The sequence below is a fragment of the Rhizobacter sp. P2_D12 genome, assembly GCF_056404395.1.
On record NZ_JBFUEB010000007.1, the window covers coordinates 23,551 to 49,664 of the forward strand.

Annotated in this window: 26 protein-coding genes; 13 read left to right on the plus strand and 13 right to left on the minus strand. The window is 65.1% G+C overall.

The window, feature by feature from the left end:
- Nucleotides 1-15 precede the first annotated feature (15 nt).
- The 3 genes from AC1DYN_RS03620 to AC1DYN_RS03630 all read right to left on the minus strand — a co-directional run bounded on the left by AC1DYN_RS03620 (nt 16) and on the right by AC1DYN_RS03630 (nt 2,609).
- Nucleotides 16-687, minus strand: coding sequence for a glutathione S-transferase family protein (locus tag AC1DYN_RS03620; protein WP_477957811.1), 672 nt, complete (start codon nt 685-687; stop codon nt 16-18).
- A 97-nt stretch (nt 688-784) separates the two neighbouring features.
- Nucleotides 785-1,702 carry an SDR family oxidoreductase gene (locus AC1DYN_RS03625; protein ID WP_477957741.1) on the minus strand — a complete coding sequence of 306 codons (918 nt, stop codon included), beginning with the start codon at nt 1,700-1,702 and terminating at the stop codon, nt 785-787.
- A 22-nt stretch (nt 1,703-1,724) separates the two neighbouring features.
- Complete coding sequence (locus AC1DYN_RS03630; protein WP_477957742.1) at nt 1,725-2,609, minus strand: helix-turn-helix domain-containing protein; 885 nt, start codon at nt 2,607-2,609, stop codon at nt 1,725-1,727.
- 158 nt (nt 2,610-2,767) lie between these two features.
- Between AC1DYN_RS03630 and AC1DYN_RS03635 the strand changes: the two genes are divergently transcribed.
- The 5 genes from AC1DYN_RS03635 (at nt 2,768) to AC1DYN_RS03655 (ending at nt 7,364) form a co-directional block, all read left to right on the plus strand.
- The gene (locus AC1DYN_RS03635; RefSeq protein ID WP_477957743.1) at nt 2,768-3,178 is read left to right on the plus strand and encodes a hypothetical protein; all 411 of its coding nucleotides are present in this window, start codon (nt 2,768-2,770) and stop codon (nt 3,176-3,178) included.
- Between the two features lie 146 nt (nt 3,179-3,324).
- Nucleotides 3,325-5,517: an RICIN domain-containing protein gene (locus tag AC1DYN_RS03640; RefSeq protein ID WP_477957744.1), complete on the plus strand. Its 2,193-nt coding sequence runs from the start codon at nt 3,325-3,327 to the stop codon at nt 5,515-5,517.
- Between the two features lie 175 nt (nt 5,518-5,692).
- Nucleotides 5,693-6,181 (plus strand): GNAT family N-acetyltransferase, encoded by a 489-nt coding sequence (locus tag AC1DYN_RS03645; protein ID WP_477957745.1) that lies wholly within the window; start codon nt 5,693-5,695, stop codon nt 6,179-6,181.
- Between the two features lie 13 nt (nt 6,182-6,194).
- Nucleotides 6,195-6,776 (plus strand): hypothetical protein, encoded by a 582-nt coding sequence (locus AC1DYN_RS03650; protein ID WP_477957746.1) that lies wholly within the window; start codon nt 6,195-6,197, stop codon nt 6,774-6,776.
- Nucleotides 6,777-6,782: 6 nt separating this feature from the next.
- Nucleotides 6,783-7,364, plus strand: coding sequence for a GNAT family N-acetyltransferase (locus AC1DYN_RS03655; RefSeq protein ID WP_477957747.1), 582 nt, complete (start codon nt 6,783-6,785; stop codon nt 7,362-7,364).
- Here the strand turns inward: AC1DYN_RS03655 and AC1DYN_RS03660 are convergent.
- Nucleotides 7,332-8,825: an FAD-dependent monooxygenase gene (locus tag AC1DYN_RS03660; RefSeq protein ID WP_477957748.1), complete on the minus strand. Its 1,494-nt coding sequence runs from the start codon at nt 8,823-8,825 to the stop codon at nt 7,332-7,334. The two genes, AC1DYN_RS03655 and AC1DYN_RS03660, sit on opposite strands and share 33 nt — an antisense overlap.
- A 91-nt stretch (nt 8,826-8,916) precedes the next feature.
- Between AC1DYN_RS03660 and AC1DYN_RS03665 the strand changes: the two genes are divergently transcribed.
- From AC1DYN_RS03665 to AC1DYN_RS03675, 3 genes are read left to right on the plus strand one after another with little or no spacing between them, the layout of a single operon-like run.
- Complete coding sequence (locus tag AC1DYN_RS03665) at nt 8,917-9,354, plus strand: hypothetical protein (RefSeq protein WP_477957749.1); 438 nt, start codon at nt 8,917-8,919, stop codon at nt 9,352-9,354.
- A gap of 6 nt (nt 9,355-9,360) precedes the next feature.
- Complete coding sequence (locus AC1DYN_RS03670; protein ID WP_477957750.1) at nt 9,361-9,780, plus strand: hypothetical protein; 420 nt, start codon at nt 9,361-9,363, stop codon at nt 9,778-9,780.
- A 45-nt stretch (nt 9,781-9,825) separates the two neighbouring features.
- A complete protein-coding gene (locus AC1DYN_RS03675; RefSeq protein ID WP_477957751.1) occupies nt 9,826-10,290 on the plus strand; it encodes a hypothetical protein in 465 nt (154 codons plus the stop codon).
- 66 nt (nt 10,291-10,356) lie between these two features.
- On the opposite strand, the gene AC1DYN_RS03680 is transcribed toward AC1DYN_RS03675, so the two are convergent.
- Complete coding sequence (locus AC1DYN_RS03680) at nt 10,357-11,310, minus strand: DUF535 family protein (protein ID WP_477957752.1); 954 nt, start codon at nt 11,308-11,310, stop codon at nt 10,357-10,359.
- Nucleotides 11,311-11,490: 180 nt separating this feature from the next.
- Between AC1DYN_RS03680 and AC1DYN_RS03685 the strand changes: the two genes are divergently transcribed.
- Nucleotides 11,491-11,880 (plus strand): hypothetical protein, encoded by a 390-nt coding sequence (locus AC1DYN_RS03685; RefSeq protein WP_477957753.1) that lies wholly within the window; start codon nt 11,491-11,493, stop codon nt 11,878-11,880.
- 114 nt (nt 11,881-11,994) lie between these two features.
- Here AC1DYN_RS03685 and AC1DYN_RS03690 read toward each other — a convergent pair whose 3' ends face one another.
- The gene (locus tag AC1DYN_RS03690) at nt 11,995-12,732 is read right to left on the minus strand and encodes a hypothetical protein (RefSeq protein WP_477957754.1); all 738 of its coding nucleotides are present in this window, start codon (nt 12,730-12,732) and stop codon (nt 11,995-11,997) included.
- Between the two features lie 137 nt (nt 12,733-12,869).
- On the opposite strand from AC1DYN_RS03690, the gene AC1DYN_RS03695 reads away from it, so the two are divergent.
- A complete protein-coding gene (locus tag AC1DYN_RS03695) occupies nt 12,870-13,403 on the plus strand; it encodes a hypothetical protein (RefSeq protein ID WP_477957755.1) in 534 nt (177 codons plus the stop codon).
- Nucleotides 13,404-13,531: 128 nt separating this feature from the next.
- Nucleotides 13,532-14,065, plus strand: coding sequence for a 3'-5' exonuclease (locus AC1DYN_RS03700; protein WP_477957756.1), 534 nt, complete (start codon nt 13,532-13,534; stop codon nt 14,063-14,065).
- Nucleotides 14,066-14,465: 400 nt separating this feature from the next.
- On the opposite strand, the gene AC1DYN_RS03705 is transcribed toward AC1DYN_RS03700, so the two are convergent.
- A complete protein-coding gene (locus AC1DYN_RS03705; RefSeq protein ID WP_477957757.1) occupies nt 14,466-14,984 on the minus strand; it encodes a hypothetical protein in 519 nt (172 codons plus the stop codon).
- 635 nt (nt 14,985-15,619) lie between these two features.
- Here AC1DYN_RS03705 and AC1DYN_RS03710 point away from each other — a divergent pair.
- Both AC1DYN_RS03710 and AC1DYN_RS03715 read left to right on the plus strand, forming a co-directional pair.
- Nucleotides 15,620-17,065, plus strand: coding sequence for an IS1182 family transposase (locus AC1DYN_RS03710; protein ID WP_477957758.1), 1,446 nt, complete (start codon nt 15,620-15,622; stop codon nt 17,063-17,065).
- A gap of 320 nt (nt 17,066-17,385) precedes the next feature.
- Nucleotides 17,386-17,937, plus strand: coding sequence for a hypothetical protein (locus AC1DYN_RS03715; protein ID WP_477957759.1), 552 nt, complete (start codon nt 17,386-17,388; stop codon nt 17,935-17,937).
- A 123-nt stretch (nt 17,938-18,060) separates the two neighbouring features.
- Here AC1DYN_RS03715 and AC1DYN_RS03720 read toward each other — a convergent pair whose 3' ends face one another.
- The 6 genes from AC1DYN_RS03720 to AC1DYN_RS03745 all read right to left on the minus strand — a co-directional run bounded on the left by AC1DYN_RS03720 (nt 18,061) and on the right by AC1DYN_RS03745 (nt 26,012).
- Nucleotides 18,061-19,119, minus strand: a complete 1,059-nt coding sequence (locus AC1DYN_RS03720; protein ID WP_477957760.1) for a three-fingered domain-containing protein — start codon at nt 19,117-19,119, stop codon at nt 18,061-18,063.
- A gap of 202 nt (nt 19,120-19,321) precedes the next feature.
- Complete coding sequence (locus AC1DYN_RS03725) at nt 19,322-20,521, minus strand: hypothetical protein (RefSeq protein WP_477957761.1); 1,200 nt, start codon at nt 20,519-20,521, stop codon at nt 19,322-19,324.
- A 152-nt stretch (nt 20,522-20,673) separates the two neighbouring features.
- Nucleotides 20,674-21,219, minus strand: coding sequence for a hypothetical protein (locus tag AC1DYN_RS03730; RefSeq protein WP_477957762.1), 546 nt, complete (start codon nt 21,217-21,219; stop codon nt 20,674-20,676).
- A 190-nt stretch (nt 21,220-21,409) separates the two neighbouring features.
- Complete coding sequence (locus tag AC1DYN_RS03735) at nt 21,410-22,918, minus strand: non-reducing end alpha-L-arabinofuranosidase family hydrolase (RefSeq protein ID WP_477957763.1); 1,509 nt, start codon at nt 22,916-22,918, stop codon at nt 21,410-21,412.
- Between the two features lie 29 nt (nt 22,919-22,947).
- A complete protein-coding gene (locus AC1DYN_RS03740; protein ID WP_477957764.1) occupies nt 22,948-24,276 on the minus strand; it encodes an endo-1,4-beta-xylanase in 1,329 nt (442 codons plus the stop codon).
- A 95-nt stretch (nt 24,277-24,371) separates the two neighbouring features.
- On the minus strand, nt 24,372-26,012 hold the full coding sequence (locus tag AC1DYN_RS03745) for a glycoside hydrolase family 30 beta sandwich domain-containing protein (RefSeq protein WP_477957765.1): 1,641 nt from the start codon (nt 26,010-26,012) through the stop codon (nt 24,372-24,374).
- Between the last annotated feature and the right edge of the window lie 102 nt (nt 26,013-26,114).

Sequence of the window (26,114 nt, forward strand, 5' to 3'; positions counted from 1 at the left end):
CCGCGATGGCTGGCTTCATCCGCCCGCCGCAGACGCGGCGGTGAACACCGCCAGTTGCGCCTCGAAGGCCCGTTTGTAGGCGGGCCGCGCTTCGCCGCGGGCGACATAGGCGCACAGGTTCGCATAGCCGTTCAGCAGGCCCGAGGGCTTCAACCTCAGCAGCACCGCGATCATCATCAGGTCTCCCGCGCTGAACTCGCCATCGAGCCAGTCGGCCTCGCCCAGGCGACGGGCGAGGTCGACCAGCCGCTGATGCAGGCGCTCTTCGATGAAGGGCATGCGCTGCTCGTACCAGCTCTTGTCGCGCTCCATCACCCGCGCGGTCTGGAGATCGAGGATCGGCGGCTCCACCGTGTTCATCGCGGCAAACATCCAGGCGATCGCGCGCGCCCGGGCGTTCGCGTCCGCAGGCAGCAGGCCCGCATGACGCTCTGCGAGATGGAACACGATGGCCCCCGACTCGAACAGCACGAGGTCGCCTTCTTCATAGGTCGGGATCTGCCCGAATGGATGAAGCGCGCGATGCGCGGGGGCCTTCATGGCCTCGAACGACACCAGGCGAACCTCGTAGGCCTGGCCCACTTCTTCAAGCGCCCAGCGCACGCGCATGTCGCGCGCCAGCCCCTTGCCGCGGTCCGGAGACCGTTCGAAGGCGGTGATGGTGGGGATCGTCGAGGGAAGCGTCATGGCGGTGTCTCCTTGGGTGAATGCTTGCAGCTCACCTGGACGACGTTCGAGACGAGCCTGGATCGACATACCTCGTGATCCACTCCATGCCGGGCTTTCACCGATCCGTGCCGCCGCCCGCCATCTCGAACGCCGGCACCTGCCGGCCGTCGACGTCGGTGAAGCCGTACTCGCGCGCCAGGTCGCCCACACGCAGCACCTGGCCGCTCAAGCGCAATACCTGCGGGTCGGCCGCCAGCGCCGCCACCGCGCGGCCCAGGTAGCGCGGCGATTCGGTGCGCGCAAGGGCGGGCCGCTCGTGCCAGTGCACCTCGTCGGTCTGGTGGCCGGCCAGCACGAACTCGGTGCGCATCCAGCCCGGCGACAGCGCGACCGACGCGACACCATGCGGGCGCAACTCCTCGGCGATGCCGAAGGCCAGGCGCGTCATGCCCGCCTTCGCCAGGTCGTAGAACAGGTTGCCGCGCAGGTAGTGGCCGCGGTCCCAGAAGGTCGTCGTGACGATCAGCCCGTGCCCCTGGCCCACGAAGATCGGTGCGGCGGCGCGGCTGGACAGCAGGTGGTTGCGCAGGCCGCGATCGAACATCGTGTCCCAGTGCCGCAGCGGGTGCTGCCAGAACGGCGCGTCGAACACGCCATCGAAGCTTTCATGGCCGCCCCAGGCGTTGTTGACGAGCAGGTCGAGCCGGCCCTGCTCTCGCATCACCCGCTCGAACAACGCGGTCACCTCGTCCTCCCGGGTGTGGTCGCAGCGCACCGCGATGCCGCGGCCACCGAGCCGCGTCACCTCGTCGGCGGTGTCGTCGATGTGGCCCGGCAGCGCCGGCAGCTTGGACAACCCGAGCAACTGGCCGTAGGTGTCGGCCGGCTGGTTGCGGGTGCTGCGGCCGGTGATGTAGACGGTGGCGCCTGCTGCACCGAGCTCGACGGCGCAGCCGCGCCCGGCGCCCCGGCTTGCGCCGGTGACGACGGCGACGCGGCCCTGCAGCGGGCGGTTCGTGTTCTGTTGCGGCATGGGACAGCTCCTGTGTGCGGTGTCAGGCCATCGTCGCCGCTGCCGGCCCCTGCGTCTTGGAAGAATGCGAAATCGCGCCCGCCGCCGCCAGCCGGCGGAACGCGCCCGGCGTGCAGCCGAGCAGCGCGCGGAACTCGTTGACGAGGTGGGCCTGGTCGGAGAAGCCGGCCTCCAGCGCCAGCTCGGCCCAGGCCGGCGTGGGTTGCCGCCTCAGCGCGCGCAGGCAGCCCTGCAGCCGCAGCAGCCGGCCGCAGGTGCGCGGCGTCAGCCCGAAGCAGGCGTCGAACAGCTGCTGCAGGCGACGCTCGCCCAGGCCCACCGCGGCCGCGAGTTCGCGCACCCGCAGGCGGCCGGCGCTGTCGCCCAGCAGGCGCAAGGCATGGAGCGCGGCGCGCGTGTCCGATGGCCGAGCCCGCTGCAGGCGCCGCAGCAGCGCCTGCTGGACGGCCTGCACGCGCGCGGCGTCGTCGACGGCATCGGTGGCGCGCGCCAGGTCTTGCGCATCGCGGCGCGTCCACAGCTGGTCGGCCGGCACCGCCAGGCCCGCGATCTCGCCGGCAGGCAGGCCGAGCAGCATGGCCGCAGCCCCGGACCGCAGCGTGACCGCCAGGCCCTCCATCCGACCCGACAGGGGCACCAGCGCCGGTGTCGCCGACGGGCCGATGACCGTCAACACCCAGGCGCCGCCGCTGCTGCGGCTGAACGCAAGGCGCACCGCGCCGTCGGGGACCACGCGCTCGAGCACCTGCTCGCCGCGAGCGAACGACTCGCGATAGCCCAGGATGTGGGCGACGTGCTGCTGCAGCGCCGGCTGCACGCACACGGACCGCAGGCTGCCGGCCGGCGCGCCCGATTCGGGGCCTTGCAGCGTGTCTTCATCGAGGCGCAGAAAGAGGCGTTCGCTCATGTCGTCACCGGCGGCCGCTCATTATCGGCCGGTGGGATCGCATGCCGCGTTACAGTGCCAGCACCTGAGGCGAGCAAACCCTCCGTTGGGCCGATTGCGCCAAGGCCGCTTCGCCTGCTGCGGCCTGCCGCCCATGTCGCATTCTTCCAGCCGACGCCATGTGGACCGACTTCCTCACTCAACCTCAATCCGTCACGCATGTCTTTGCCGGCCCCCCGCCTTCGCTTTCGGGGCTGGTACTGCGCGAAGTCCGCTTCCGACCGTCGGAGCCCGGCGAGGAAGTCACGGTCCTGCTGGAGTGGAGCTCATTGCCGCCAGGGGTTCCGGACAAGTGGCACATGAAGGGCTACAAGGCATTGCAACTCGTTCTGTCCTTCTCGGCTGCATCGTCGGTCGTCAAGCACGGCAGCTTCATTCAACGCCCTGTGGATGTGGTGGTTTCAAAGAATTGCGCAGAGCTGCTCCAGCCCTCTACGCAAGCGTCACTGAAGATCGAATCAGAGCAGGTTTTCGCCAAGCTTCATCCATACGATGGCGACAGCCAGCACCATGGAATTCGCCTTGGCTAGCCCGGCGCGGGGAAATTTGCCGCAGAAGTTGTTCTCACAAATGCATACACAAGCAGGCGCAAAGGAAGCAGTCCGTCGCTGATCGGGAAAGACTTCCCGCTTCCTGAAACCTAGCATCCGCCTCCATGAAATCACTGGAGAGCTGGATGCCTGCGGTTCGTGCACACACGATCTCCCTGCGTCATCGCCGCGTCCGTGCGGCCCGGAGCCGCCTGGTCAGCGCCATCGCGGTGGCCTGGCTGGCCACCCTGGCTCCGCTCTCGCCCGCGCATGCGGCGAAGGTCGTCAACGGCACCGTCACGAAGATCGTGGGCGTGAACGGCGGGCTGTGCCTCGGCGTGGGCGGCGCAACCGATGCAGCCGGCGCCCCGCTGCAAAGCCAGGGCTGCAGCGGATCGAACTATCAGCAATGGAAACTCGTGGTCGATTCCGCCGGCTACGCCGAGGTGGTCAACGTGGGCAGCGGCAAGTGCATCGACGTGACCGGCGGGTCGACCGCCAGCGGCACCAACCTGCAGCAGTGGAACTGCAGCGGCGCCGACTACCAGAAGTGGAACTTCTCCAACCAGGGCAACGGGCAGTTCGCCATCCTCTCCAAATACAACGCACTGGCCCTCCAGGTGTTCGAAGCCAGCACGGCCAACGGCGCCCGCATCGTGCAATCCTCATGGGCGAATGGCAGCCACCAGAAATGGACCCTGCCTTCGGCCGATTCCACCGGCGTGGCCAGCGGCTCCGTCATCACCCTCACCGGGGTGCGGGCCGACAAGTGCATCGGCGTCAAGGGGGCCAGCACGGCCTCCGGCGCGGGGCTGCAAAGCCAGGACTGCAGCGGGGCAGCCTCCCAGCAGTGGCGGGCGCTGAAAGATGCCGCCGGCCTGTACGAGCTGGTGAACGTGGGCAGCGGCCTGTGCATGGATGTGCCCGGCGCATCGACGGCCCAGGGCACCGGCATCCAGCAATGGGGATGTGGCGGCGGCCTGTGGCAGAAATGGTCGTTCCGCGACGACGGCGCGGGCCACTACGCCATCACCTCCAAGTCCAGCGGCCTCGCGCTCGACGTGAACGAGGCGAGCACGGCCAACGGTGCCGCCATCATCCAGTGGCCCTACGTGGGTGCCGGCAACCAGCAGTGGATCGCCTCCGCCGCCACGGGCTCCGGCAATCCGGGTGGGTCCGGCGCGTCGGACGGGCCGGTGGGCTTCGGCGCCGGCGTGACCGGCGGCAAGGGCGGCACGGTGGTCACGGTGACCACCCCGGCGCAGCTGCAGGCCGCGTTGTGCGCCACTTCGTCCAACGGGGCGTGCACCGACACGACGCCGCGCATCGTTCGCGTCTCGGGCGTGATCGACTTCCGCGGGACCGAAGGCACGAAGACCAGCCTGGGCTGCACCTACTCCCACAACAGCTGCAGCTACAAGGAAAAATCCGAGCGCATCCTGAACTATTCGAGCTACTGCTCGGGCCGGAAGACCTATGACATCACCTACGACGCGGCTGGCGGCGTGCCGCTGCTGGTCGGCTCCAACAAGACGCTGATCGGTGTGGGTGCCGCCTCGGGCATCAGGGGCAAGGGCCTCACCGTGCGCGGCGGTGCCTCCAACGTGATCATCCGCAACCTGTCGATCACCGACATCAACGACGGCATCATCTGGGCCGGCGACGCCATCACGCTGGACAACGCCAGCAAGGTGTGGATCGACCACAACCACATCGCCCGCATCGGCCGCCAGATGATCGTGACCGGCTGGGGCACCGCGCAGAACGTCACCATCTCGAACAACGATTTCGACGGCACGACCGACTACGGCCACTATTGCGACACGCGCCACTACTGGGTGATGCTGCTGGTGGCAGAGAACCAGACCATCACGCTGGCAGGCAACCGCATCTACAACACCTCGGGGCGCTCGCCCGAGGTGGGCAAGTCCTCCAGCGCCGTCAGCGGCGGCATTGTCCACATCGTGAACAACTACTACGACAGCAACTACTACATGGGCATCGGTGCGAGCGACGACGCGGTGACCCTCGTCGAAGGAAACTACTACGCCAAGGCCGGCTACTTCTTCCCCATCATGGAGAAGAGCTCCAACAAGGTGTTCGCACCGCTGGAATCCAACCTGGCCGCGGCGAACAACAGCTGCATGGCGGTGCTGGGCCGCGACTGCGTGGCCAACTACGACACCAATTCGCCCAAGGACTTCATCCTCAATCCGTCGGCGATGTCGACACTCCAGTCGTCCTCGGCGGCAGTGAATGCCGTCAAGTCGGTCCGACCCGCACCTTACTCGACGGTGCCTGCACACGAGGTGGGGCCGCAGGCTGGCATCACCCAGTGACGCAATGGCGGCCTACTCGCTGTTCCTGCGTCGACAGTCAGTTCGTCGAGAAGCCGGCCGCTTTTGTTCAATGGGCCTCTCTGGTCTATCACCGCACTAAGCAGCTGCTGGTGCGGCAAGATCGCGAAACAAGAGTTGGCCGCGGGTCGCGTCCTACCACGCCAGGAGTGCCAGCATGTCGAACGAGTATCGCGAAGCCCGATTGCACGATCTACCAGCGATCTGCGAGCTGGGCCAAGTCGTCAATCTTCTCCACCACGAGGCTTGGCCTGCCATCTTTGCACCGCCGTCTGATGCGCTGCGCGACGAGGCGCATTGGCGCCGGGGCATCGGTCACGCCGATGCGGTGACATTCGTTGCCGAACAAGCCGGCAACCTGGTCGCGTTCATCACCGTGATGCTCGTCGACGAAAGCAACTCGTTGCTGCAGCCCGGGCGCTACGCGCGCATCGGTTCCATTTGCGTGGATGAAGCCTTTCGAGGCAGGGGCGTCGGCAAGCGACTCATGGTCCTTGCGGAGGAGTGGAGCGCATCTCGCGGCGCCAGCGACATGAGGCTCAACGTCTGGTCATTCAATCAGCGCGCCCTGTCGTTCTATGACGAACTCGGCTATCAGGTACGCGCGCATTCCTTGGGCAAGGCTTTGCCCAACCGTGGGACCTGACCCGCTTGCCTTCGTGAAGCCGGAAGCACACGACGCGATGCACAATCCGGTGATGAAGTGCGGGATTTGCGGTCGACCACTTGCCCAGCAAGATGACCCTCTGTCGATGGATTGCGGCGGGGATTGCTGGGGATGCGTGGGCGAGATCGAGGCGGAGATGGGCGAGGTGCCATCCCTGGAAGAGATCAGGGATGAGTTCGAAAACACCAAGCCATTTCTGCTTGACCAACTGCGCCGCGCGCTGAGTGAAGGCGCAGAGGAGTTGCGCTTCGTCTCCGGTCAACCGCCTTCGATCAAGGTTGCAGGCAGTCTTCGCCCTGCCGAAGGGATTGAAGTCAGAGCAGAACTCGTTCAGGCTCTGCATGAAGTCTGCCTGAGCGAGGCTTGCCCCGCCGATCCTCATCAAGCCTTCAGTACCTCCTACGTCGTGTCTTTCCAGGGACTGGGCGCCTTTCGGTGCGAGTTCAAGACCAAGGGAAATACGAGGTCGCTTTCACTCTATCCAGAATCAGAGGGATGCTCCGCCACAGAGGCGGTGGCAAAGTCCAACCCTTCTTCATCGGGCGGGGAAGCAGCCGCCGACCAAGAAGACTGACAAGCCATGCGAGCCACCACGTCACCCGTCGTCCAGGGCCACCCGCTGACGCTGCGGCCGATCGAGCATTCGGATGCAGCCGCGTGGTTCGAGTACGCAGGCGATGCTGAAGTCATGCGGCACACCAGTTCCAGCGTCCGCTCGGTCGAGGACGTGGAAGCGATCCTGCGCCGAATCAACGCGCCGGATGCGGGAACACCGATTCACTTCGCAGTCTGCACCCAGCCCGACGGCAAGCTCATCGGCACGGTGGGGTTCCACACGATCTCGGTGCTCAACCGCACTGCCGAAATCACCTATGACCTTCACCCCGCGCATTGGGGAAAGGGCATCGCGACAACGGTGTGTGCCGCCACAGCGGCTTGGGGCTTCTCGGCCCAGGGCTTCGTCCGTGTACAGGCCACCGTGCTGGAGGCCAATACGCCATCCCTCGGAGTCCTTCAACGCTGCGGCTTTCAGTTCGAGGGCACGTTGCGAAACTTCCGCATCGTGCGCGGCGAGCCGCGGGACTACCTGCTTTACGCCCTCATTCCCGGCCCTCCGCGCGCCGATGAATCAGCGCGGCGGCCCGAACCAGGCGGTCAGTGAGTCGACGAGCCCCCAGCGAGAGCCGTCTCCGACCCACGCCACATGCCCGTCGGGCCGGATCAGCACCGCGCCGGGCGCAGCGACCACCCCCAGCACCGGAAGCTCCCACGATCCCAGGTACTTCGCGTCGACCTGTCGAACCCGGTCTGCCCACGGCGCGATGTCCAGGCGCCCGGGCTCGCCGACATTCAGCAGCACCGGCCGGGCGCCATGCAGCAGGCTGAAGACCCGCAGCGGGCCGCTCGCAGTGACCAGCTCGAGATCGGGCATACGGCGTCCGAGCAGCGGGTGGCCCTCGCCGAGGTCGTAATGGATGTCCAGGCCCGACATCTCTCCGGCGATTCGCTTGCGCGGCTCTTCCATCTTCAGGAGCTCGCCGACGATGTCGCGCACGGCCCGCGAGCGTTCGTCCTCGCGGTGCAGCGCAACCTGCGCCATCGTGGTCTTGAGCACGCGCGCACCCACCGGGTGGCGCTCGGCATGGTAGGTGTCGAGCAGGCTGTCTGGTGACGTGCCCTTGACCACCTGCGCCAGCTTCCATCCAAGGTTCACCGCATCCTGCAGCCCGGTGTTGAGCCCCAGCCCGCCGATCGGCGAGTGAACGTGCGCGGCGTCGCCGGCGAGCAGGACGCGTCCGCTTCGATACCTGGCGGCCTGCCGCGTCGTGTCGGTGAACCTGGAGATCCAGGTCGGGCTGTGGACGCCATAGTCGGTGCCGCACGTGGCGATGAGCAGCTCCTTCAGGTCGCGCAACGTCGGCTCGGTGGTCGCATTCGCGTTCGGCTCGGTGACCATGACGCCGATGGGCCCGACATCCTTGTAGTGGATCTCGCCGCCCTTGATCTCGAATTCGGACCGGCCGAAGGCATACGTGCCCGCGGGCGACCGATGCACGCCGTAGGGCGGCGTCTGCGTCATCTCCACTTCGGCGAGGATGTTGCTCGTGGTCGGATCCCAGCCCGGGAAGTCGATGCCGGCCGTCTTGCGCACGAGGCTGCGCCCGCCATCGCATCCGACGAGGTACCGCGCTCTCAGGGCCTGCCCGTCGGCGAGGGCGACGTCGACCGCGGCGTCGTGCTGCACGAATCCCGTGATTTCGTGGCCGTAGAGGATGGGCACTCCGAGCTCGGCGACCCAGCCGGCAAGGATCCGCTCGATGTGCTTCTGGCGCAGCGCAAGCCCGTGGTTGTGGCGGGTCGGGAAGTCGCTGATGTCCAGGCGGGTGACGGCAAAGCCCGTGATCTGCGCGGCTTGCCCCGCCGAAAGGAATCGATCCGCGATGCCGCGCTGGTCGAGGACTTCAATGGTGCGCGACGAGATGCCCAGCGCACGCGCGCCGGAGAGTTCCTGGTTGGGCCGGCGCTCGACGATGGCGACGTCCACCCCTGCCAGCGCAAGTTCGCCTGCCAGCATCAGCCCTGTCGGGCCCCCGCCGGCGATCACCACCGCATGCTCGGTCATCGTTCGTGTTCTCCCATGCTCAGGAATTGGCGGCTGCAGTCTAAACGCCGACAATGGGCCATCAAGAAGCCCGGGGCAACCGGAACACAACATGCTCATCGATCTCATTGCCGCCACAGCCGAAGAGGCGGAAGCCATCATGTCGACACCCGGGCACGCCAACGTGTGGCCCACGCTGGAGGCCAGAACCGTCGATCAAATCAAGCTGGCCAGCCTCGCTTTCATCCTCGAGGGAAAGCCACCCGAGAACGAGGCCGTCACCGAGTACGTGAAGGGCTTCCGGAAGCTCGCGAACGGTGGCGAGGAAGGCCCGTGGATCGACCTTCTCCCTTCCGATCTGGTGGAAGGCCTGGCGCTCTTGAGCGACGACCAGATCGCGGCCGCGGCCAAGGCATGGGCCTCTACCGAGGCGGCAAAGCGTGACCGGTGGAATGCCAAGGATGTCGAGCCATTGCTGCGCGAGCTCTCGGCCTTTGCAGGGTCCGCTCGGGCTCAGCAGCGCGAGGTGCTGTTGTGGGCGTGCCTGTAGCTCACGATGCTGAGCGCTTTACGCAATGGAATAGCCAAGCGGTTCGAAGTCTTTGCCGAGCTCATTGGCCTTGCGTTCTCTCTGTCGGGGGCCACGCTTGCTGCGGTACTCGGGAAGCTTCTGGTGGCTGTGATCCTGGGCGCTGTCACGCTCGGCTTCTTCCTCCGTCTCACGGGCAGGCGCACCGGGGCCGTGGTTCGAACGCATGCGACGCCTCTTTGGGCGCGATCCGTGGCCGCACTGCTGGCGATCGTCGAGGTGGCCATGCTGGTTGAAGCCACCGATCTGCCGGTCCGCTTTCATCAACCGGGCTTCGCGTATCGTCACTGGGCGCTCGTTCTTGCCGCGCTCGTGGTCGCGTACCTCATCCAGGTTCAGCTGCTGCGCCGGATGGTCGGCAAGCGCGATGTGCAGCCAGCGCCTTAGTCCCTTCGGTTCCAGCCATTCCTCATGCCAAACACCCGGTGTCACGTGCAGTGGCTACTTCTTTCAGCGCCTCTTCTGCTCATCGCCAGCGCCTGGGGCGCTGAATCCACCGAAGTGGCGCTCAAGCCCGTCAAGCCAACGCCAGCGCCATATGCACTGATAACCCTTGTTGGCACAGGACCATCGTACGGCCCAACCTCACAAGAGACTCGAGGCCGGTTCAACAGGCTGGTCGTTGTGCGGCAGGGCCTTGTCTACGACCATCCAGTTCTGCGAATCGAGACCTTGACCTATGGAGACGAAGGCTGCTGCAGCAAGCTGGTGGCGGCCAAAGAACTGGACCTCAATGCACTTTCACAAGGCGGAATGAAGCTCCCAGATCCGACGACAGCCGCAATTGAGTCCATTCGATGGACGTCGAACGATGACGTCACCATTCGCTATGCAGCCTTCTCGTGTCGCCTGCAAGGGATTCTCAAGCCCAAAGTCAAAGTGTCGTGCAGCCCGTGAAGCCAAGCCCGTGAATCGATCGGAATGGCAACGGGCTTCTCTCTTCGCTGGCCTGCACCGCCCGGGTCACTCCGGCTCTCGCGCAACCCGGGTCGACATCGAGAGGGCAGCCGCCCGGCACGCATCGAAGAAGGTCAACTTCAATGCGCTGCGACGGCGATGCTGCGCACGGTGCTTCGAAGGGACCTGGTCGTCCGTGCGGATCAGCGGCGAGGCCGGAAGTTGCCAATAGCTCGACGCAATGCGATCCGAGCCGGCCTCGGACCAGATGCTGTCGTAATCGAGCTGGATGCTGCGCTTTCTGGCGTAGCTGGCATACACGTGGCATTGGCGTGACACCGCCAGCGGCGCAGGCAATTGCCATCCCGCGCACAGCCCCTGCAGGGCGCAGATGAGGAGCGCAGAGGGCCGCAGCTTCTGCAGCGAGGCACCCAGTTCGCGCATCTCTTGCTCGGTGCCCCGCACGCCCTGGAAGCCGGCCACGAGCATCGTGCTCGGGGTGCCTGGGTGCAGGGCCGCGGCCCGGCCATCCACCACGCTGAAGGTGGCCGACATCAACCGGCGTTGCTGGTGATAGAGATCGAGGCTCAATTCGCCTTCGCGGCTCTGCGAGGCGGATTGCCGCAGCATCAGTTCAACGCCTGGGCAGCCGGCCACATCCAACGGGATCGAGACGCTGTGGTGCTGGCAGAGCGACCGCGACACCTCGGGCCGCAGCGTGGTGTGCAGCCAGTGGAAGTGCGAGAGAACGCACCGGGCCCGGGACGCCACGGTGAAGCCGCGGCACAGGTAGGGGCGCATGGGCCGCAGGCTGATCTCGATGGAGTAGTGGGCGCCGAGATCGATGCCGAGCTGGTGCATGGAGGTGATGCATCTCTCGACACTCGGCCAGCGCAGCACCAGGCGACCATAGAACTTCACAGCGCGCGTCCATGTGGCCCATCTGCCGCCCGCCCCGTCATCGGTGCTGCGGAAGATCGAGCCCCAATCGCCGCGCGCACGCGCCGACGTTGCTTGCATCTTCAGGATCCCCTCAAACCCTTGTTGCCGCCCGGATCGTTGCCAGACGTTTGCAAAACTTTACCATGCAGAAATAAAGATGACGCCCCTCCTCAAGCCTGCGGATGYGGCCATCTCGCATGCGGATCACAGTCGTATCGCCCGAGTGAAACGACCGATCCCTACTTTGCGGAGACCGCCATGAACCACGCGACGACTGCACTCTTCAGCCTGGGGGTCATCGCCGGCATGACCCTGCCGATCCAGGGTGCCCAGGCTTTCCCGGCGCTGTATCTGGAGCGAACCCAGTTGCGCATCCCGATCGGACATTGCCCGGGTGCGGCACTGGCAGCCGTCAAGCGCGCCGGGTTGCAACAGCCCATCAAGGACACCGAGGGGGCCGGCGGCACCACGCCCACCGCCCGTGCAACGATCCGGTGCGTGCGATTGCCGCATGCGGGGCCGTGCAATACGGATGGCGCCACGGCGGTGTTCATCGCGGCGAGCGACATGAACTTCGAGGAGGCCAAGGCCCTCGTGCAGCGCATGAACAAGGCGCTGGGGAACCCGGTGCTGATCGACTGCAACTGATCGGGTTGGCCCATGGTCCAGCCAGAGCGATCTCCCCATCTTCAGTTCGCCGACTGAGGCGTTTGGGCACTTCTGCGGCCCGGTCTCGCTGGGTTGAATGCCCAATGCTTGGACTTAACCAGTGGCCGCGTGATTCTGCTGTTGAATAGATTTGCTCGATCCGACCCGAGCGATGATCTTCTGGCCGACCGCCTTCATCTTTTCCACCAATTCGCGAATGCGCACCGGAAGATCATCTGCGATTGTCGCTGGGTCTACGTTCCAGAGCTTTATGACCGCCTTCTGATGGTCGGCGAGATCACGCATCAGTACGTTGGCGTAGATAATGTTCGAGATCAGAGCGTGGTCCTCCAAGAAGTAGTACTCGGAGAACCCGTTGGCGATGGTGTGGCAGACAAACAGATCGTCGTCGCGCATCTGGATATCGATCAGCCAAGCCGCGACCTGAAGCTTGTCGTTCTCGGCAGAGAGCTTCTGCAGGTCTTGCAGGATGATGCCCTCCCACCTGAGCGTGAATTCGTCCTTCAGGAGGGAGAAGATCAACTCTCGTTTCTGCCGGTCCGCTTGCAGTTCCTTCGTCTGAATTCTCTGTTGCACTCGGGTGTTGAAATGCAGCGTGAGCAGCACGGCGAGAAGCGAAAACGCCGACCAGACCAAGCCCAGCGTCCCGCCCAGGTAGCTCCCCAGGCTGGCCCAATCCTTGGGGTCGTTGCTCAGCTTGCTGGGCAGGAACCAAGCCACATAGGCCAGCGCGACCAATGCAGCCAACGCCGCGGCCGAGATCAGCAAGAGCTTGATCGTGCGTTGCAATGGCTCGATGGCAGGGCCATGAGCCAAGTCGAGATTGGACATGAGCCCTCCCGTTGCCTGTGATTCACCGGAAGTCCAGACTCTGGATCAGTCAATCGATATCGACATCCGCTTGTTTGCGGATGTGCGGAGTCCGCAACTGCACGTCAAATTCTCACAGCTCACCAACGGAGGTAAACATGGCAGACGCGAGCATGACAGATGCAGTGGTACTGGGAGCCGACCTCAAGGGCTTGGAGCTGCTGTTCGACTACACCAAATTCCATATCGGCTTCTACCTGAGTCTCGCTTCGGCGTTTGTCACGATCGCAAGCCTCAAACGTGGCGAAGTCTTCGTCATTAACCTGAGCCGGTTCTTTGTCTGGCTCACGCTCGGCTCCTTTCTTGTCGCCGGGTTTGCTGGAGGCGTGATCGCCAGCTCGATCACGCAGTGCTACGGCTACACGCTGTCAGCCCCGCAGGCACGCTGCCCGAGCGCGGACAGCTTTCTGCTGCAGAGACTCGGACCGCTCGACATGGAGTGGTTCACCGGGCGCACATGGACCCAGATCGAGCATTGCGCATTTTGGATTGCCTTGCTCTCGGCTGTCGCGTCGTTTGCCAAGGGTGCGCCGACAGACTCGCCCTCGAGGAAGGAGCCGAGTGAGGTCAGAATCTCAGGCGCCATCGCGGTCTTGCGGACAATCCAGAATGCCGGTGATGACGCGCGCTGAGCTTGCCGTGCGACAACGCCGCACCGTCAGCGGTGATCTCGGCCAAAGGCGGACGGTTGTGGAGCAGCATCTGCCTGTCAAACGGCATGATGCCGCTAGGATGGCGGCTCACCGCTGGAGCGCGCTGCTTGACTTACATCATTGTCGACCTTGAAGCCACGTGCTGCGACCGGGGCCAGGTGCCCCGGGATGAGATGGAGATCATCGAGATCGGCGCCGTGGCGCTGTTCGAGAACGGTCCGAACGTGCGGGCGGAGTTCCAGTCTTTCGTGAAGCCGATGAGGCACCCGGCGCTCACCGATTTCTGCAAGCGGCTCACGTCGATCAGGCAGGGCGATGTGGATTCAGCAGAAGCTTTCCCGGCCGTGCTGCAGCGCTTTGCTGCATGGGTGGGCTCTTTCGACAAGCCAACCTTCTGCAGCTGGGGCGACTATGACAAGCACCAGCTGCGGCAAGACTGCGCGCTCCATGGCGCGCCGTTCCCTTTTGGGGATGAGCACATCAACATCAAGAAGCGGTTTGCGGAGAACCTGAATCTGCGCAAACCTTGCGGGCTGGGGGATGCGTTGCGGCGCGTCGGGCTGGAGTGTGTGGGGAGCCCGCATCGGGGGATTGATGATGCGAGGAACATGGCGAACTTGTCGGGGTATTTGTTCTTTTGAGGGCGTGCGCTGCACGGCGACTGCCCACGTTGGTCCAATCGATTTGATGGCGATGACGCCTTTGCAGCGGTTGCGGTCGGTCGATCCGGCGAGTCCGATTCACGCTGTCCACCACTAAGCCGACCTTGAACTCGACGCTGGCGCGGCCACGAACGTCAGCGAGCGGGCGGATGACCGCCGCCAGTGTTGCAGCCATGTCGCGCCGCACCACGAACGACCGGTCTCCACCAGAGTGACGGGCTCGAATCGACCCTGAGCCGCCCGTCGAGGTGTCGAGATGCTCGGCCGCGAAGCAGACATTCGCGCAGGCCAGCCGTGGATGCGCGCGACCGACCCACTACTGAGACTGTCAGTCTCGGCTTGCCTGCCCGGAGGCCAACGCTCAAGTTCTGCGCGGCATTCAGTCGCAGTTCTTCGGCTTTGGGGACTGAGAGCAGTATTTATTTCTCTTCTCTTGGTACTCCCGAAAACCATCTATCACGAACTGTTTAAATGTGGCGGCAGATCCTGAGGCCAAGTACGCCTCGAGTCTTTTGCAAGCTGCTGGAGAACCCTGCATCACCTGAGCGTTCTGCTCGCCCTCCCTCAACTGAATGTCAATTGCCGCGGGCGGGTATGGGTCACCCTGCTTGCTGTCGCTCCCCGCTTTGTATACCTCAAGGAGGCCAGCCTTAGTGCCGGAGTAGAAGGCTTCCATATAGCTATCAAACAGAGTCTCGACAAACTTCGAGTCTGGTTGCTCTTGCCTAGAGCAGACCTCAACGGCCTTCTTGAAGGTACGGACCGGCGCCTCAGCCAGCAATCTGGCGCCCCGTTCAGCCGCCTCTTCCACCCCCGCCAACACTGACGTTGCGGTCACGCCAGCGAACAGCGCGAGTAGAAGCGGAGTGATCCGGATAGAGGTCATTTGGTCTTTCATGAGGATCTCGCGTCCTTATGACGGAGGGTGAAAAAGCGTTGAGTCTGGGCGGGGATACCCAAGAGCGGTCACCGGAGAACACCTGCTTCTGGCCGGACTCTGTCTCACGTCGCCAGGTTCCAGCGCGTTCACGGAACGCGCAAGCACGCTGTAGGTCACAGGCCTCGCATGGTCCCATTGCATTTTCCGCACGGACACGAATGCCGCCACGAGGTCGGGCGGCTCTCGCCAGGTAGGGTCAGCGGCTCTACCACGATAGGGTCGTGGCAGAAGAAGCAAAGCTGGTCCACTGGATCCCCGTATTGAGACTGGCCGAGCGCAACCAGAACCTCCTTGGCTCCATTCGGTAGCGAGTCAACATCCAGGCCAACAAGGTATTTGTCATAGGCCGTCATGCAGTCCTCATACGGATGCCGGTTATGACCGAGCTATCGCCGCAATTCTTCATGCGAAATCGGAAGGAGCGCAGTCTAAGCGCCATTGTGGCGCAGTGCCGGCGCATATCGCCCGCTGTCCTTGGTCATCAAAGGCGAACTGTGGCGACGGACCGCTCTTGGCCGAGGTTGTGTGAAAACCCCGATCCGCGATTGGCCGCAGCTGCGTAGAGTTTGAAGGCATATCGAGAAGGAGTCGATATGGGCAGGTTCGTTGAGGGGCAGGATCGGCATCAGGTCACGTTGCTACCGGAGTCGCTGGACGAGTTCATTGCCGAGGACAACGCGGTTCGCGTGGTTGACGCGTTCGTCGAGGAACTGGATCTGGCATCGATGGGCTTCGAGGGCATGACGCCGGCGGCAACAGGGCGCCCCTCGTATGACCCGGCGGTGCTGCTGAGGATCTACATCTACGGCTACCTCAACCGCGTGCAGTCGAGCCGGCGACTGGAGCGGGAGTGCCAACGCAACGTCGAGGTGATGTGGCTGACCGGCCGTTTGGCGCCGGACTTCAAGACCATCGCCGATTTCAGGCGCGACAACGGCGCGGGCATCCGCGCCGTGTGCCGTCGTTTCGTCGAGCTGTGCCGTGACCTGAAGCTGTTCTCGCAGGCCGCCGTGGCGATCGACGGCAGCAAGTTCAAGGCGGTCAACAGCCGYGAYCGCAACTTCACGCCGGCCAAGATCGAGGCGCGCAAGAAGCAGATCGARGAGAGCATCCAGCGCTACCTGGACGCGCTGGACTCGGCGGACCGGACGCAGCCCGGCGAGTTCGTAGCCAAGACCGACAGGCTCAAGGACAAGATCAAGACGCTGCGCGAGCAGATGCGGCGCATGGATCGACTGCAGGAGCGCCTGGCGCGCCAGCCCGAGGCACAGCTGTCGCTGACCGACCCGGACTCGCGCTCGATGATGTCGCAGGCCAAGGGCACCGGCGTGGTGGGCTACAACGTGCAAGTTGCCGTGGATACCAAGCACCACCTGATCGTGGCGCACGAGGTCACCAACATCGGCAATGATCGAGCACAGCTCACGAAGATGGCAACGACGGCGCGCGAGGCGATGGACAAGCCGAAGCTGCGCGCCTACGCCGACCGCGGCTACTTCAATGCTCCGCAGATCAAGGGCTGCGACGACGCGGGCATCGTGCCGTTCGTGCCGAAGCCGCTGACCTCGAACGCGAAGGCCGAGGGCCGGTTCGACAAGCGCGACTTCATCTACATCGCCAAGGACGACGAGTACCAATGCCCTGCGGGTCAACGCGCGATCTACCGCTTTACGCGAGAAGAGAACGGCCAGCAGATCCGGCGCTACTGGAGCAGCGCATGCCCGCAGTGCCCGATGAAGGCGCAGTGCACCCCCGGCGACTACAGGCGGATCTCGCGGTGGGAGCACGAGGCGGTGCTCGATGCCATGCAGCGGCGCCTCGACCAGCAACCCGAGGCCATGACGCTGCGCCGGTGCACGGTCGAACACGTCTTCGGAACGCTCAAGCACTGGATGGGTTCGACGCACTTCCTGACGCGCAGGCTGCGCAACGTCGGCACCGAGATGAGTCTGCAGGTGCTCGCCTACAACCTCAAGCGCGTGCTGCGCATCCTGGGCATGGCCAGAACGATGAAGGCGGTCAGTTCGATGGGGGCGTGAGCCCCTTGTTGCCTTCAACAGGCTCGCTTGGGCCGCTCCACGGCCTGCGTGAAGGCCTTCCGGCGGCACCACAACACTGTGGATCGCCATGCCGCCTTCCAACGCGTCGCATCGCTGATGGAGCTGTGCCTATGGCGCAGTTCTCACACAGCCTCGGCCAGAAGCGGCCGGTCGCCGATGTCGGTTTTCCGGTAGGCTGCTGTTCATGACGTCAAGCCCGCGCAAGCTCTTTCGAGAAGTGCTCGACGGGACGAGCGATCCCCTCGCCGCCATCAAGGCAGTGCGGGAGGTCTTCGGCCTTTCCGTGAGATGAGGGGTGTGTGGCCTTGATCGGTGCCCTGGGCCGCGCGATCGGAGCGCTCGTGATCCTGTTCCTCCTGCTGGGGATCACGTCCAAACTGGGCAGCAACGTCTGGGTCGCGTTCTTTTCCATTGGCCTCGTCATGTTCTGGCGCGGCGCCACGTGGTGGCTGCTCCCATGGCGTGCGCGCAGATGGCAGAAGGTCGATGTGATTGTTCGAGGATCCGCACTGCGCAAGCGCGGCGAAATCGTCGATGCGACGCTCCGCACCGATGTGGCGCCTGAATTGATCCTCTGGCGTGAAGACGAACGCAGGGAGGTGCGGGGCTTCGGCCTGCTTCGAGGCGACCACCGCACCGGCGCACCGGAAGATGAAGTCGAGCGCATGCTGGTGGAGAGCTTTCCGCGCGGGATGCAAAGATCCGCTCTGGTACACCCCGGCGACCCCGAATGGATCGTCCTGGTTCCGAAACTGTCCCGGCGCTTGCTCCGGCGCAGCATCCTGTTGGCTGTGGGTGGGCTGCTTTCCGCCAGCTGGGGCGTGTGGATGCTGATCAACGACCTTCGTTGACGCATGGCTCAACTCGTACTCCGGAGGTCAAACCGATCGACCAAGGAGTCCTGCGCCGGGATATCAACGGTCGTCAGTGAAATTGGTCGTCGAATTTGCACGAAAAGTCCGTGCCGGCGGGCGTCAACGTGCCCGGCCGAGGAGCGCTGCCCGAGCGGCAGGGGACGGAAAAACGCAGGAGACGTCGTGGGCGCAGCCAGGCACAACGACGATGCGACGCTGGAGGGTTGGCGCGAGACGCTGGCGGTCATACTCGGCATAGGCTTGGCCGCGCTGCAGACGGTACGGGCCTTGCGCCATGGCGGCGCAGCTCTTGTCGAGGGCACCGTAGGCGGTATGCGAGTCGGCACCGGCGTCGAGCTCTCCTTCGAGGTAGCTGATGTCGGCGGATGCATAGCGCGTACGGGCTTCGGCGGCGCTTCGGCCCAGGGTCACGGGCATTTCCTCGACACCGTACCTCCAGCGCCGCAGCGTCGGGCAGTCCTCGGCCGGTGCCTGCGGTGCCGGCCATGCCTCGGCAGAGTCGAAATACAGCCAGCTGCCGGGATCGGCAACGACGAAGCGCAGCGCCACCCTGGTCGGAAGAGCCGCCGCTTCGAAGCCGATGTAGTGCTGCACCATCTGGCCCCCGGCGGAGAAGCCTGCGACTGTGACGATCCGCAGGCTCGGCCATTGACGGACCAGCTCGGCGAGCAGCGCATCCAACGCAGCGAAAGAGGACGGATGCGCCCCATTGGTTGCCCGCTCGCCTTCCATCCAGGAGCTGCAGGTCCAGGTCAAGTCCTCGGCTTCGGCCATGGGCACGCCGGGATTGCGGCACTTGGCGGCGCGGGCTTCATCGACCTGGAACAACGGGGCGATGACCAGCGTCGAGGGCAAGCGCTCGGCCAGCTTGACAGCCAGCAGGGTTGCATCGAAGGTCTTGTTGGCGTCGCGCGGGTGCCCATGCATCGCGACGATCGCCGAGGTGGGTGTGCCTTTACTTGGTTGAAGCGATGCGTAGTAGTGGAACGTACCGCCGAGAGACGCGGGGGTGATGGAGAAAAAGCAGCTCGGCGAAGCCCCGGCCTCGCAGCGGGTCGCGTCACTGGCTGCTGCGCAAAGCGGGTGCAAGCTTGCCGCCGCCATGCCCAGCAACAGGCCGCGGATCCAGTGACGCACGAACGCGGACGGTGCATTCATCCGGCGATCTTGCAGCCGCTCGGTGAACCTTGTGTTTCCGCGGTTGCCGCTGGCGCTCAAGTGTTGCGGCCCAACACGGCCTGCCAATCCTGCCAAAGCGATCAAGGACCTGGCGTTGCTTGCCAGGCACCTCGTACTTCCGGCGCAGCCGCAGCGCAGCCAAGGAACGAGCCGCGATCGCAGAGCGGCGCCTTGCAACGCCTCAGCGAGGAAACGCGGCCGGGTTCTTCAAGTAGGCCTGGAACAGCCGCGCGAACTGTCCGCCATCGGTCGTGATGTTCGCCGAGGTGCTGCCGCCTCCGCTGAACACGATCGCAAACACACCGCCGGCGGTGAACTGCGTCGGGTGGGTGAGCATGTAGTGGACATGGTTGTCCCGGTAGTGGCCGGGCGTGCCGCCGGGCGTTGCAGAGGGCACGCCCATCGGCGTCTGCCAGAACAGGATGGGCAGATTGCCGAGCAGGCCTCGTACAGTGCCCCAGTCGGCAAGGCTTTGGTTGTAGTTGGGTGTCGCTGCGTTGTCTTCGTCCCAGTAGAACGGCCCGTTGCCGCGGCCCGCGCACTCGGCCACCGGCGATGCGACTTCGAAGCAACCGGCATCGCGATCGCTCGTCTGCCCCACGATGAAGTCGGCCTTGTCTGCGCCAAGTTTCGCCATGAAGGTGCCAACGGTGGTGGCATCGCTTCCGAAGAAGGATGGCGGAAACCCGATCTTCGCCCTGGGCGCGTAGGTCCGCCCGAGCTTCAACAGGCATCCCGCGATCCCCGCAGCGGTATCCGGCTGGTTCGCGCATTCCGTCACCATGCTCACGCGTGCCGGCATCCTTGCCGGGTCGCCGCCGGGTGCGGTTGCCAGGACATAGCCCCAGAAATCCGGTTCGAGGTTGACCAGCGTGGGCTGGTCCGTCGCGCCGATCTTCTGGTACATCAACCTGGCTTGTGCCCAGTAGTTGCCCATGAACGTCGCGTCGTTGATGCCGCTGATGTTCCCGTCTCCGTTGGAGGCCATCTGGTAGAGCGTGAACATCGGCACGGCGCCGGTGGCCCTGACGTTCGCCGAGACATAGGTGACGTAGGCCCCGTCCGGGTCGTTCCAATGCTGCCATGAACCGGCTCCCACCCCGACAAGATACGTGTCGATGATGTCCGGCTGAATCTGCTGGCTCTTCATGTCCGCGACCGCGTTGCCGGCGCCCAGGCCGACGAGGAGGCGATTGGGCACACCCAGGTCTGCGGTGATTGACGACGCAGGTGCGGGCGCGGGCGCAGGCGCAGGCGCTGACCCAACCGGCGCTGCAGCGGTGCCCGAGCCATTGCCGCCCCCGCAGGCGGACAACACCAGGGCGCACAGCAGTGCGCTCGTCGCAGTGATGCGCTTGGGGTGTTGGCTTGGCATGCTCATCGTGAAGATCCTGTTGCGTCAACGCAAGTGCGGCCCGCCCATGCCATTCGACTGAGCTTCGGCCTGTGCCATCGAGTACCCGCGGAAGTCCTGCAGCGACCGTTGAACGCCGCGTGCACGCGTCCTGGCCGAGCAGGCGCAGCGGGTCGCGGTCAAGCAGCTTTCCTTGTCGCATCGAGCGAAGCACGGATCGCCTCCGGTGGAAGCAGGGCCTCGTATTGCCGTTCGAGCTCCATGAACACCGAGTGCGAAGCGTCTCCGACCATCAGCCGGGATTCCGTCGCGAAGTCGGACAGCCGATCGCCGTTCTCGCCGTAGAGCGGATCTTCCGGTTGGGCCAGCACGGCGACGGCCATCTTCGAACGCAGCTCTGCGAGCTGACGGTTCGACCCGTTGGAGACGATCGAATCCAGCTGCCTCAGCGCAACCGCCAGGACATCGACAGGCATCGCGGCCATTGCAGCCAGGCCTTGGGTGGCCAGTGCACGCTCGACGTACCGCAGGTGGCGCAGCACCTTGCGGGCCTGGGGATGCGGATCGAGCAGCTCCTTGAGCGCGGCCCGCAACGGCGCCGCTTCGGCGATCGCCTTTTCGGTCCGCGCCTGCGGTTCGGCGTCGGGCGAGGTCGCCGCGATGCGGATGTGAAAGTCCCGTCCGTCGCGTTCCAGTTTCAAGTCGCCGAAGAGGATGCGCGCCATGAAGAGAAACGGCCTCAGCAACCCCGCCCGCGCCACCCTGGGGAATTCAAGTGGAACCATCGATCGCGCCCCCATCGTGTCATCACGCCGACAGTGTGGGCAGCCTTCGAATCCAATGCATGATCGAACCATGATCAAAGGTTCGCCGGCATGAACCCCGTGAGCAATTCACGGGGTTGCGCGGGGCCCCTCAGCAGGGCGAGTTGGTCTGCGTGAGCACGCCGAGCCGGTACGGCAACCTGCCGTAGTCGCCGCTCGCCCCAGGCGCCAGCCCCTGGTAGAGAAAGCGCATGTTGCAGGCACTGATCTCGACATTCTGGTCATACCCGGTGCGCAGCATCTCTCCGTGGCTGATGCCCTGGCTCCACTTGCCGGTCGGGAAGCTCACGTTGGCGTCACCGGCGAACGGGCTGGACTCGGTCGCGGCCAGCGGGGTCCAGGTGCCGCCCAGGCTGCTCGCGGTCCAGGAGCGGAAGTACCGGCCGCTGCTTCCGATGGCCTCGACGATGAGCAGGTACTGCCCGGTCTCGCGGACCTTGTACACCTGGGGTGCTTCGAAGACCTTGTTGCGATCGGCATCCTGCAGCGCAATCACCGTGTTGCCGAAGCCGGTGGGGAAGTTCGCGAGCGTGGTCTGGGACCGGTAGATCTGCCCGTTGTCGCCGGCGGAGAACAGGTGGCAGTTGGCCGTGTCGCAGGCCACGGCAAAGTCCAGCCAGTTGCCGCCACCGGCGGTGTTCTGCTGGACGATCGGCGGGACGCTGCCGTAGAAGGTTTTCAGCGCGCTCCATCCACCCGGGTTGCCGATGTCGGGATTGGTCGAGTAGGCGGCGTTGCCGTTCTGGAACACGAGGTACCACAGCCGTGATGGCGCATGGAAGAACACGAACGGTGCTGCCCTGTACCCACCGCCGATGGCGGTGGTGTCGAGGAAGTAGGGCGTCGCTGCGCCGGCGTTCGACCAATCCGTGAAGGAGCGGTACTCCAGGCCCCACCCGTTGCCCTTGGCCTGGGTCGAGAAGACGTGCCACAGGCCGTTGTAGTAGACGACCGACGGGTCCTTGATCGCCACTTCCGGGAACTGCGCGGCAGGCTTGGCCACCATCAACGCAGCGCTCGAGGTCCAGCGGAAGCTGGACGGCAGCACCACGTTGCCGCCTCCGCCGACGGGCACGAGCGCCCAGGTCTGGTTGCGGCCGCTGTAGTCGGTGTACTGGGTGACGTCGCCGCCGTCGGCGGTGGATGCGCCGGCGACTTCGAGTGCCTTGCCCGAATTGCGATTGATGAAGCGCACCGCGTTGTTGTCGGAGCCGACCAGCTGCCACTGCTGGTTCGTGCCGTCGTGGTCGGTGTACTGGTTGACGGCGGCCCCGTCGGCCGTCGAGAAGTTCCACACGTCGACGACCTTGCCCGAGTGCCTGTTCTTGAGCCGGTAGTAGCCGTTGCCGGAACTGATGAGCTGGAACTGCTGGTTGGTGCCGTCATGCCGGCTCCACTGGCGGAACTCGGCGCCGTCGCCGGTCATCCAGTTGTAGAGGTCGAGCGCCTTGCCGCTGTTGGCATTGACGACGACGTACCAGGCGTTGCCGTCGACCGTGACGGCGGCCTGTGCCGGGGCGGTTGCCACCAGCGTGCCCGCCGACAGCACGAGGGCGGCCAGCGTCGACAGCACCTTGCGAAGCTTCATGGTGTTCTTCATGGCAGTTCTCCTTTTGCGGTGAGGAAGGCCTACAGGTCGCCGAATCCGATGGCGCCGTTGCAGTGCAGCCATTCGCTGCGGCCGCTGCCGCCCCCGCACCGGCCGTTCTGGTACACGCCGGTGTTGTAGGTCTGGTTCTCGGCCTGCCGCACGTTGCCGTTCACGCTCAGGTAGTCGACCTGGACGTCGCGGCCGGCGGCATCGTTGGTGAACTCCACGGTGCTGCCGCCCGACAGGCTGGTCGTGAACGTGTAGTTGGTCATGGTCCGGCCGAGCGTCCAGGTCTTCACTTCGGTGCCGCCGATGCGCAGGGTCACGCGCTCCTGGCCCGAGGTTCCGCGTGCGCGCACGACGATGGTCTTGCTGGGCGTGCCGCCACCGCCGCCGGGGTTGTTGTTGCGCACGTAGTTGGCGAGCCAGGTCAGCGCGGGCCGCTCGCTGCCGTCACGGCGCACGAGGTGGGAGTTGGCCACCCAGGTCTGGCCTTCGAGGTAGCCCCACAACGTGACGCCCGCGACGGCCGGATGCGTCCACATGAGCGGGAACTTCTGTTGATAGCGTGTCAGCTGCGTGGCGTCGTCGCCGGTCATGTCCAGCTCGGACACGTAGATCGGCAGGCCGGTCTGGGCCAGCGAGTCCAGGCTTTGCGTGATCAAGGAAGCCGGCACGTCGTCCAGGCTGAAGTAGTGCGACTGGGTGCCCACGCCGTCGATCAACCCGCGCGACTTGAGGATGTTGACGATGCCCTTGTAGCGGTTCAGCTCGTCGGGGTTGCCGACGAGGCCGTACTCGTTGATGAGGAGCTTGGCGTTGGGGCAGTGCTGGCGGGCCTTCTGGAACGACCAGACGATCCAGTCCCAGCCGGTGGCGCCGGCGCCGCCCAGGGCTGCGCGGTAGCTGGCCGGTTGATGCAGCGGCTCGTTGACCACGTCGATGTACTGCGTCTGCGGGTAGCGCTGGCAGTACTGGCGGATGAAGTCCTCGACCTCGGCGGCCTGCTGCGCAGCGCTCAGGCCGCCGATCCAGTTCGGCTCCTGCGAACCCCACACGAAGGTGTGCTGCTTGAACGGGAAGCCATTGGACCGCGCGTAGTTGTAGGCCGCGTCGAGCGGGCCCCAGTTCATCTGGCCGCGCACCGGTTCGACCGAGCCCCATTTCCCGGCGTTCTCCGGCGAGACCTGGTTCCAGTAGGCGCTGAAGTTGCCGGGCGGGTTGCCGGCAATGATGTTGCCCAGGAACTTGGGCTTGCCGACGGCCAGCTGCGCGTGCGCCAGGCCGGCCGAACCCAGCAAACCGAGGGTTGCCGTGGTGCAGATCATGGCGCGGCTCATGGCCGTGAAGATGCGTGAGGTGCTCACTGTTCGTCTCCCTTGATGTGTTGAACGGATCGGGTGGCGGCCACCGGCGGCTGCCGGCGGCCGGCGACGGCGCGATGGCGCGTCGATCGACTTTCTCAGTTGACCAAGGTCGTGATGCTCTTGGCCGGCAGCGAAATGGAGAACGCGTTCGCGCTGACGCCGATCGCGGGCTGTCGCTCGAACGTGGCGGTCCCGGTGGTGCGGTACGGCGTCAGGCTGGTCAGCGATCGACCCGCGGGGGCGATCGACGTCGTCAGGGTGACGTCGGTCGCGTTCTCGTTCACGAGCACGACCACGGCCTTGTTGTCGGCCGTGCCGGCGGGTGTTCCGAACGCCGAGACGCGGACGCCCTTTTGCGGCAGCGATGTCGCGTCGTAACGGACGTAGCCCGGACGAATGAAGTACGAGAAATGCTTCAGGCCGATGCCGAAATAGGTCGGCTTGTTGTTCGTGCCGATCAGGCCGGTCGGTGTCGAGTCGTTGGAGTTGACGAGCCACCAATGGACGTACGCGTTGTACTGCGACAGCGTCAGGCCGTCGTGGATTTCCTTGGCCATGGCGATGGCGTCATCGATGCTGGTCGGCCATGACGCCTTGGCGTCGGACTTGTTGACGGAATCCAGGAAGTGCTCCGTCATCCAGACCTCTTTTCCGAGCTTGCCGGCCGCGCTGGAGTAGTTCGGCGTGCCGCCGTAGAGGTGGCCGCCGACGATCGAGAGGTTGCTGGCGGCCTTGGCGTCTGCCAGCAGCGTGTCGGTGGTGGCCTGCGAGTAGTAGAAGGACTCCGGCGCCATCAGCTTGGTCGTGGTCCCCGAGACCGCCGTCGCACCGTGGCCGCTGACCCAGGCCGTCATCTCGTCGGCGTTCCACAGGCAGGACTCGTAGTCCTGCGGGTCCCAGTCCGGTTCATTCTGCAGCGACACGGCGTAGAGCTTCACATTGCGCGTGGCGGCATACCGGATGTAGGCGTTCAGGTACTGGGCGTAGTCCGCATACTTCGCGGGGTCGAGGCGCCCGCTGTAGAGCGGGTTCGTGCGATCGGCGTTGACGATCTTCATGCTCGCCGGAGGCGACCACGGCGACGCGAAGACCAGGGCGCCGCGCGACTGGGCGGCGATGCCGTTCTCCAGTTCTGCGGTCCATTGGTTGGTATCGGCCGTCCTGGTGGACGCGTTCCAGGCGGCGGGCGCGATCCGCAGTCGAAGGATGCTCAACCCGAGGCTGTCGGCGACGCTGGTGCCGAACAGGACGTTCATGCGATCGTCCGACATCTTGTTGTAGTACCAGGCGGCCGAGCCGCCGAATCCCTGGATGGTCTGCTTCGCATCGCCGAAGTCGATGGCGGCCGTGCTCGGGGCCGGCACGATGGTCAGCGTGGTGCTGATGACCGACGAGATGTAGTGCGCGCTGTCCTTCGGGACGAACGTGGCCTGGACGAGGGCGCTCCCGGCGGATGCCGTCGTGGCGCTGCCCAGGGGCTTGCCGTCGGCGGTCATGTAGGAGGCCGGATCGGCCGTGCCCTGGACGCCGTAGATCGCGTAGGGTGCGGTGGTGATCTGCGAGGACGTGAGCGCGGTCCCCTGGAGCACGGCAGAGGGGAGGTCCCACCTGACCGGCGGCTGGGCCTTGTGGACCATCAGCTTGCGCACGACGGTGCTCGCCGAATACCGGGTCTTGTCCTGCGGCGTGAACGTGAGCGACAGCGTCTGGACACCGACCTCGGGTTTCGCACCCACCGCGGGTGAATACGCGAATGTGCCCGGGACGCTCGAAGTCGCGTTCAACTGGGCCGTGCTGAGGGCCGTTCCCCAGTCGATGGCTGCGGGATCGGGCCAGGT

Bases quoted from the DNA above. Each gene is read 5' to 3' on its own strand.
- AC1DYN_RS03625 (WP_477957741.1), bottom strand. From the start codon at position 1,702: ATGCCGCAACAGAACACGAACCGCCCGCTGCAGGGCCGCGTCGCCGTC.
- AC1DYN_RS03660 (WP_477957748.1), bottom strand. From the start codon at position 8,825: ATGACCGAGCATGCGGTGGTGATCGCCGGCGGGGGCCCGACAGGGCTG.
- AC1DYN_RS03630 (WP_477957742.1), bottom strand. From the start codon at position 2,609: ATGAGCGAACGCCTCTTTCTGCGCCTCGATGAAGACACGCTGCAAGGC.
- AC1DYN_RS03620 (WP_477957811.1), bottom strand. From the start codon at position 687: ATGACGCTTCCCTCGACGATCCCCACCATCACCGCCTTCGAACGGTCT.
- AC1DYN_RS03720 (WP_477957760.1), bottom strand. From the start codon at position 19,119: ATGAATGCACCGTCCGCGTTCGTGCGTCACTGGATCCGCGGCCTGTTG.
- AC1DYN_RS03635 (WP_477957743.1), top strand. From the start codon at position 2,768: ATGTGGACCGACTTCCTCACTCAACCTCAATCCGTCACGCATGTCTTT.
- AC1DYN_RS03665 (WP_477957749.1), top strand. From the start codon at position 8,917: ATGCTCATCGATCTCATTGCCGCCACAGCCGAAGAGGCGGAAGCCATC.
- AC1DYN_RS03730 (WP_477957762.1), bottom strand. From the start codon at position 21,219: ATGGCGCGCATCCTCTTCGGCGACTTGAAACTGGAACGCGACGGACGG.
- AC1DYN_RS03690 (WP_477957754.1), bottom strand. From the start codon at position 12,732: ATGTCCAATCTCGACTTGGCTCATGGCCCTGCCATCGAGCCATTGCAA.
- AC1DYN_RS03640 (WP_477957744.1), top strand. From the start codon at position 3,325: ATGCCTGCGGTTCGTGCACACACGATCTCCCTGCGTCATCGCCGCGTC.
- AC1DYN_RS03680 (WP_477957752.1), bottom strand. From the start codon at position 11,310: ATGCAAGCAACGTCGGCGCGTGCGCGCGGCGATTGGGGCTCGATCTTC.
- AC1DYN_RS03725 (WP_477957761.1), bottom strand. From the start codon at position 20,521: ATGAGCATGCCAAGCCAACACCCCAAGCGCATCACTGCGACGAGCGCA.
- AC1DYN_RS03705 (WP_477957757.1), bottom strand. From the start codon at position 14,984: ATGAAAGACCAAATGACCTCTATCCGGATCACTCCGCTTCTACTCGCG.
- AC1DYN_RS03655 (WP_477957747.1), top strand. From the start codon at position 6,783: ATGCGAGCCACCACGTCACCCGTCGTCCAGGGCCACCCGCTGACGCTG.
- AC1DYN_RS03645 (WP_477957745.1), top strand. From the start codon at position 5,693: ATGTCGAACGAGTATCGCGAAGCCCGATTGCACGATCTACCAGCGATC.
- AC1DYN_RS03695 (WP_477957755.1), top strand. From the start codon at position 12,870: ATGGCAGACGCGAGCATGACAGATGCAGTGGTACTGGGAGCCGACCTC.
- AC1DYN_RS03685 (WP_477957753.1), top strand. From the start codon at position 11,491: ATGAACCACGCGACGACTGCACTCTTCAGCCTGGGGGTCATCGCCGGC.
- AC1DYN_RS03670 (WP_477957750.1), top strand. From the start codon at position 9,361: ATGCTGAGCGCTTTACGCAATGGAATAGCCAAGCGGTTCGAAGTCTTT.
- AC1DYN_RS03735 (WP_477957763.1), bottom strand. From the start codon at position 22,918: ATGAAGAACACCATGAAGCTTCGCAAGGTGCTGTCGACGCTGGCCGCC.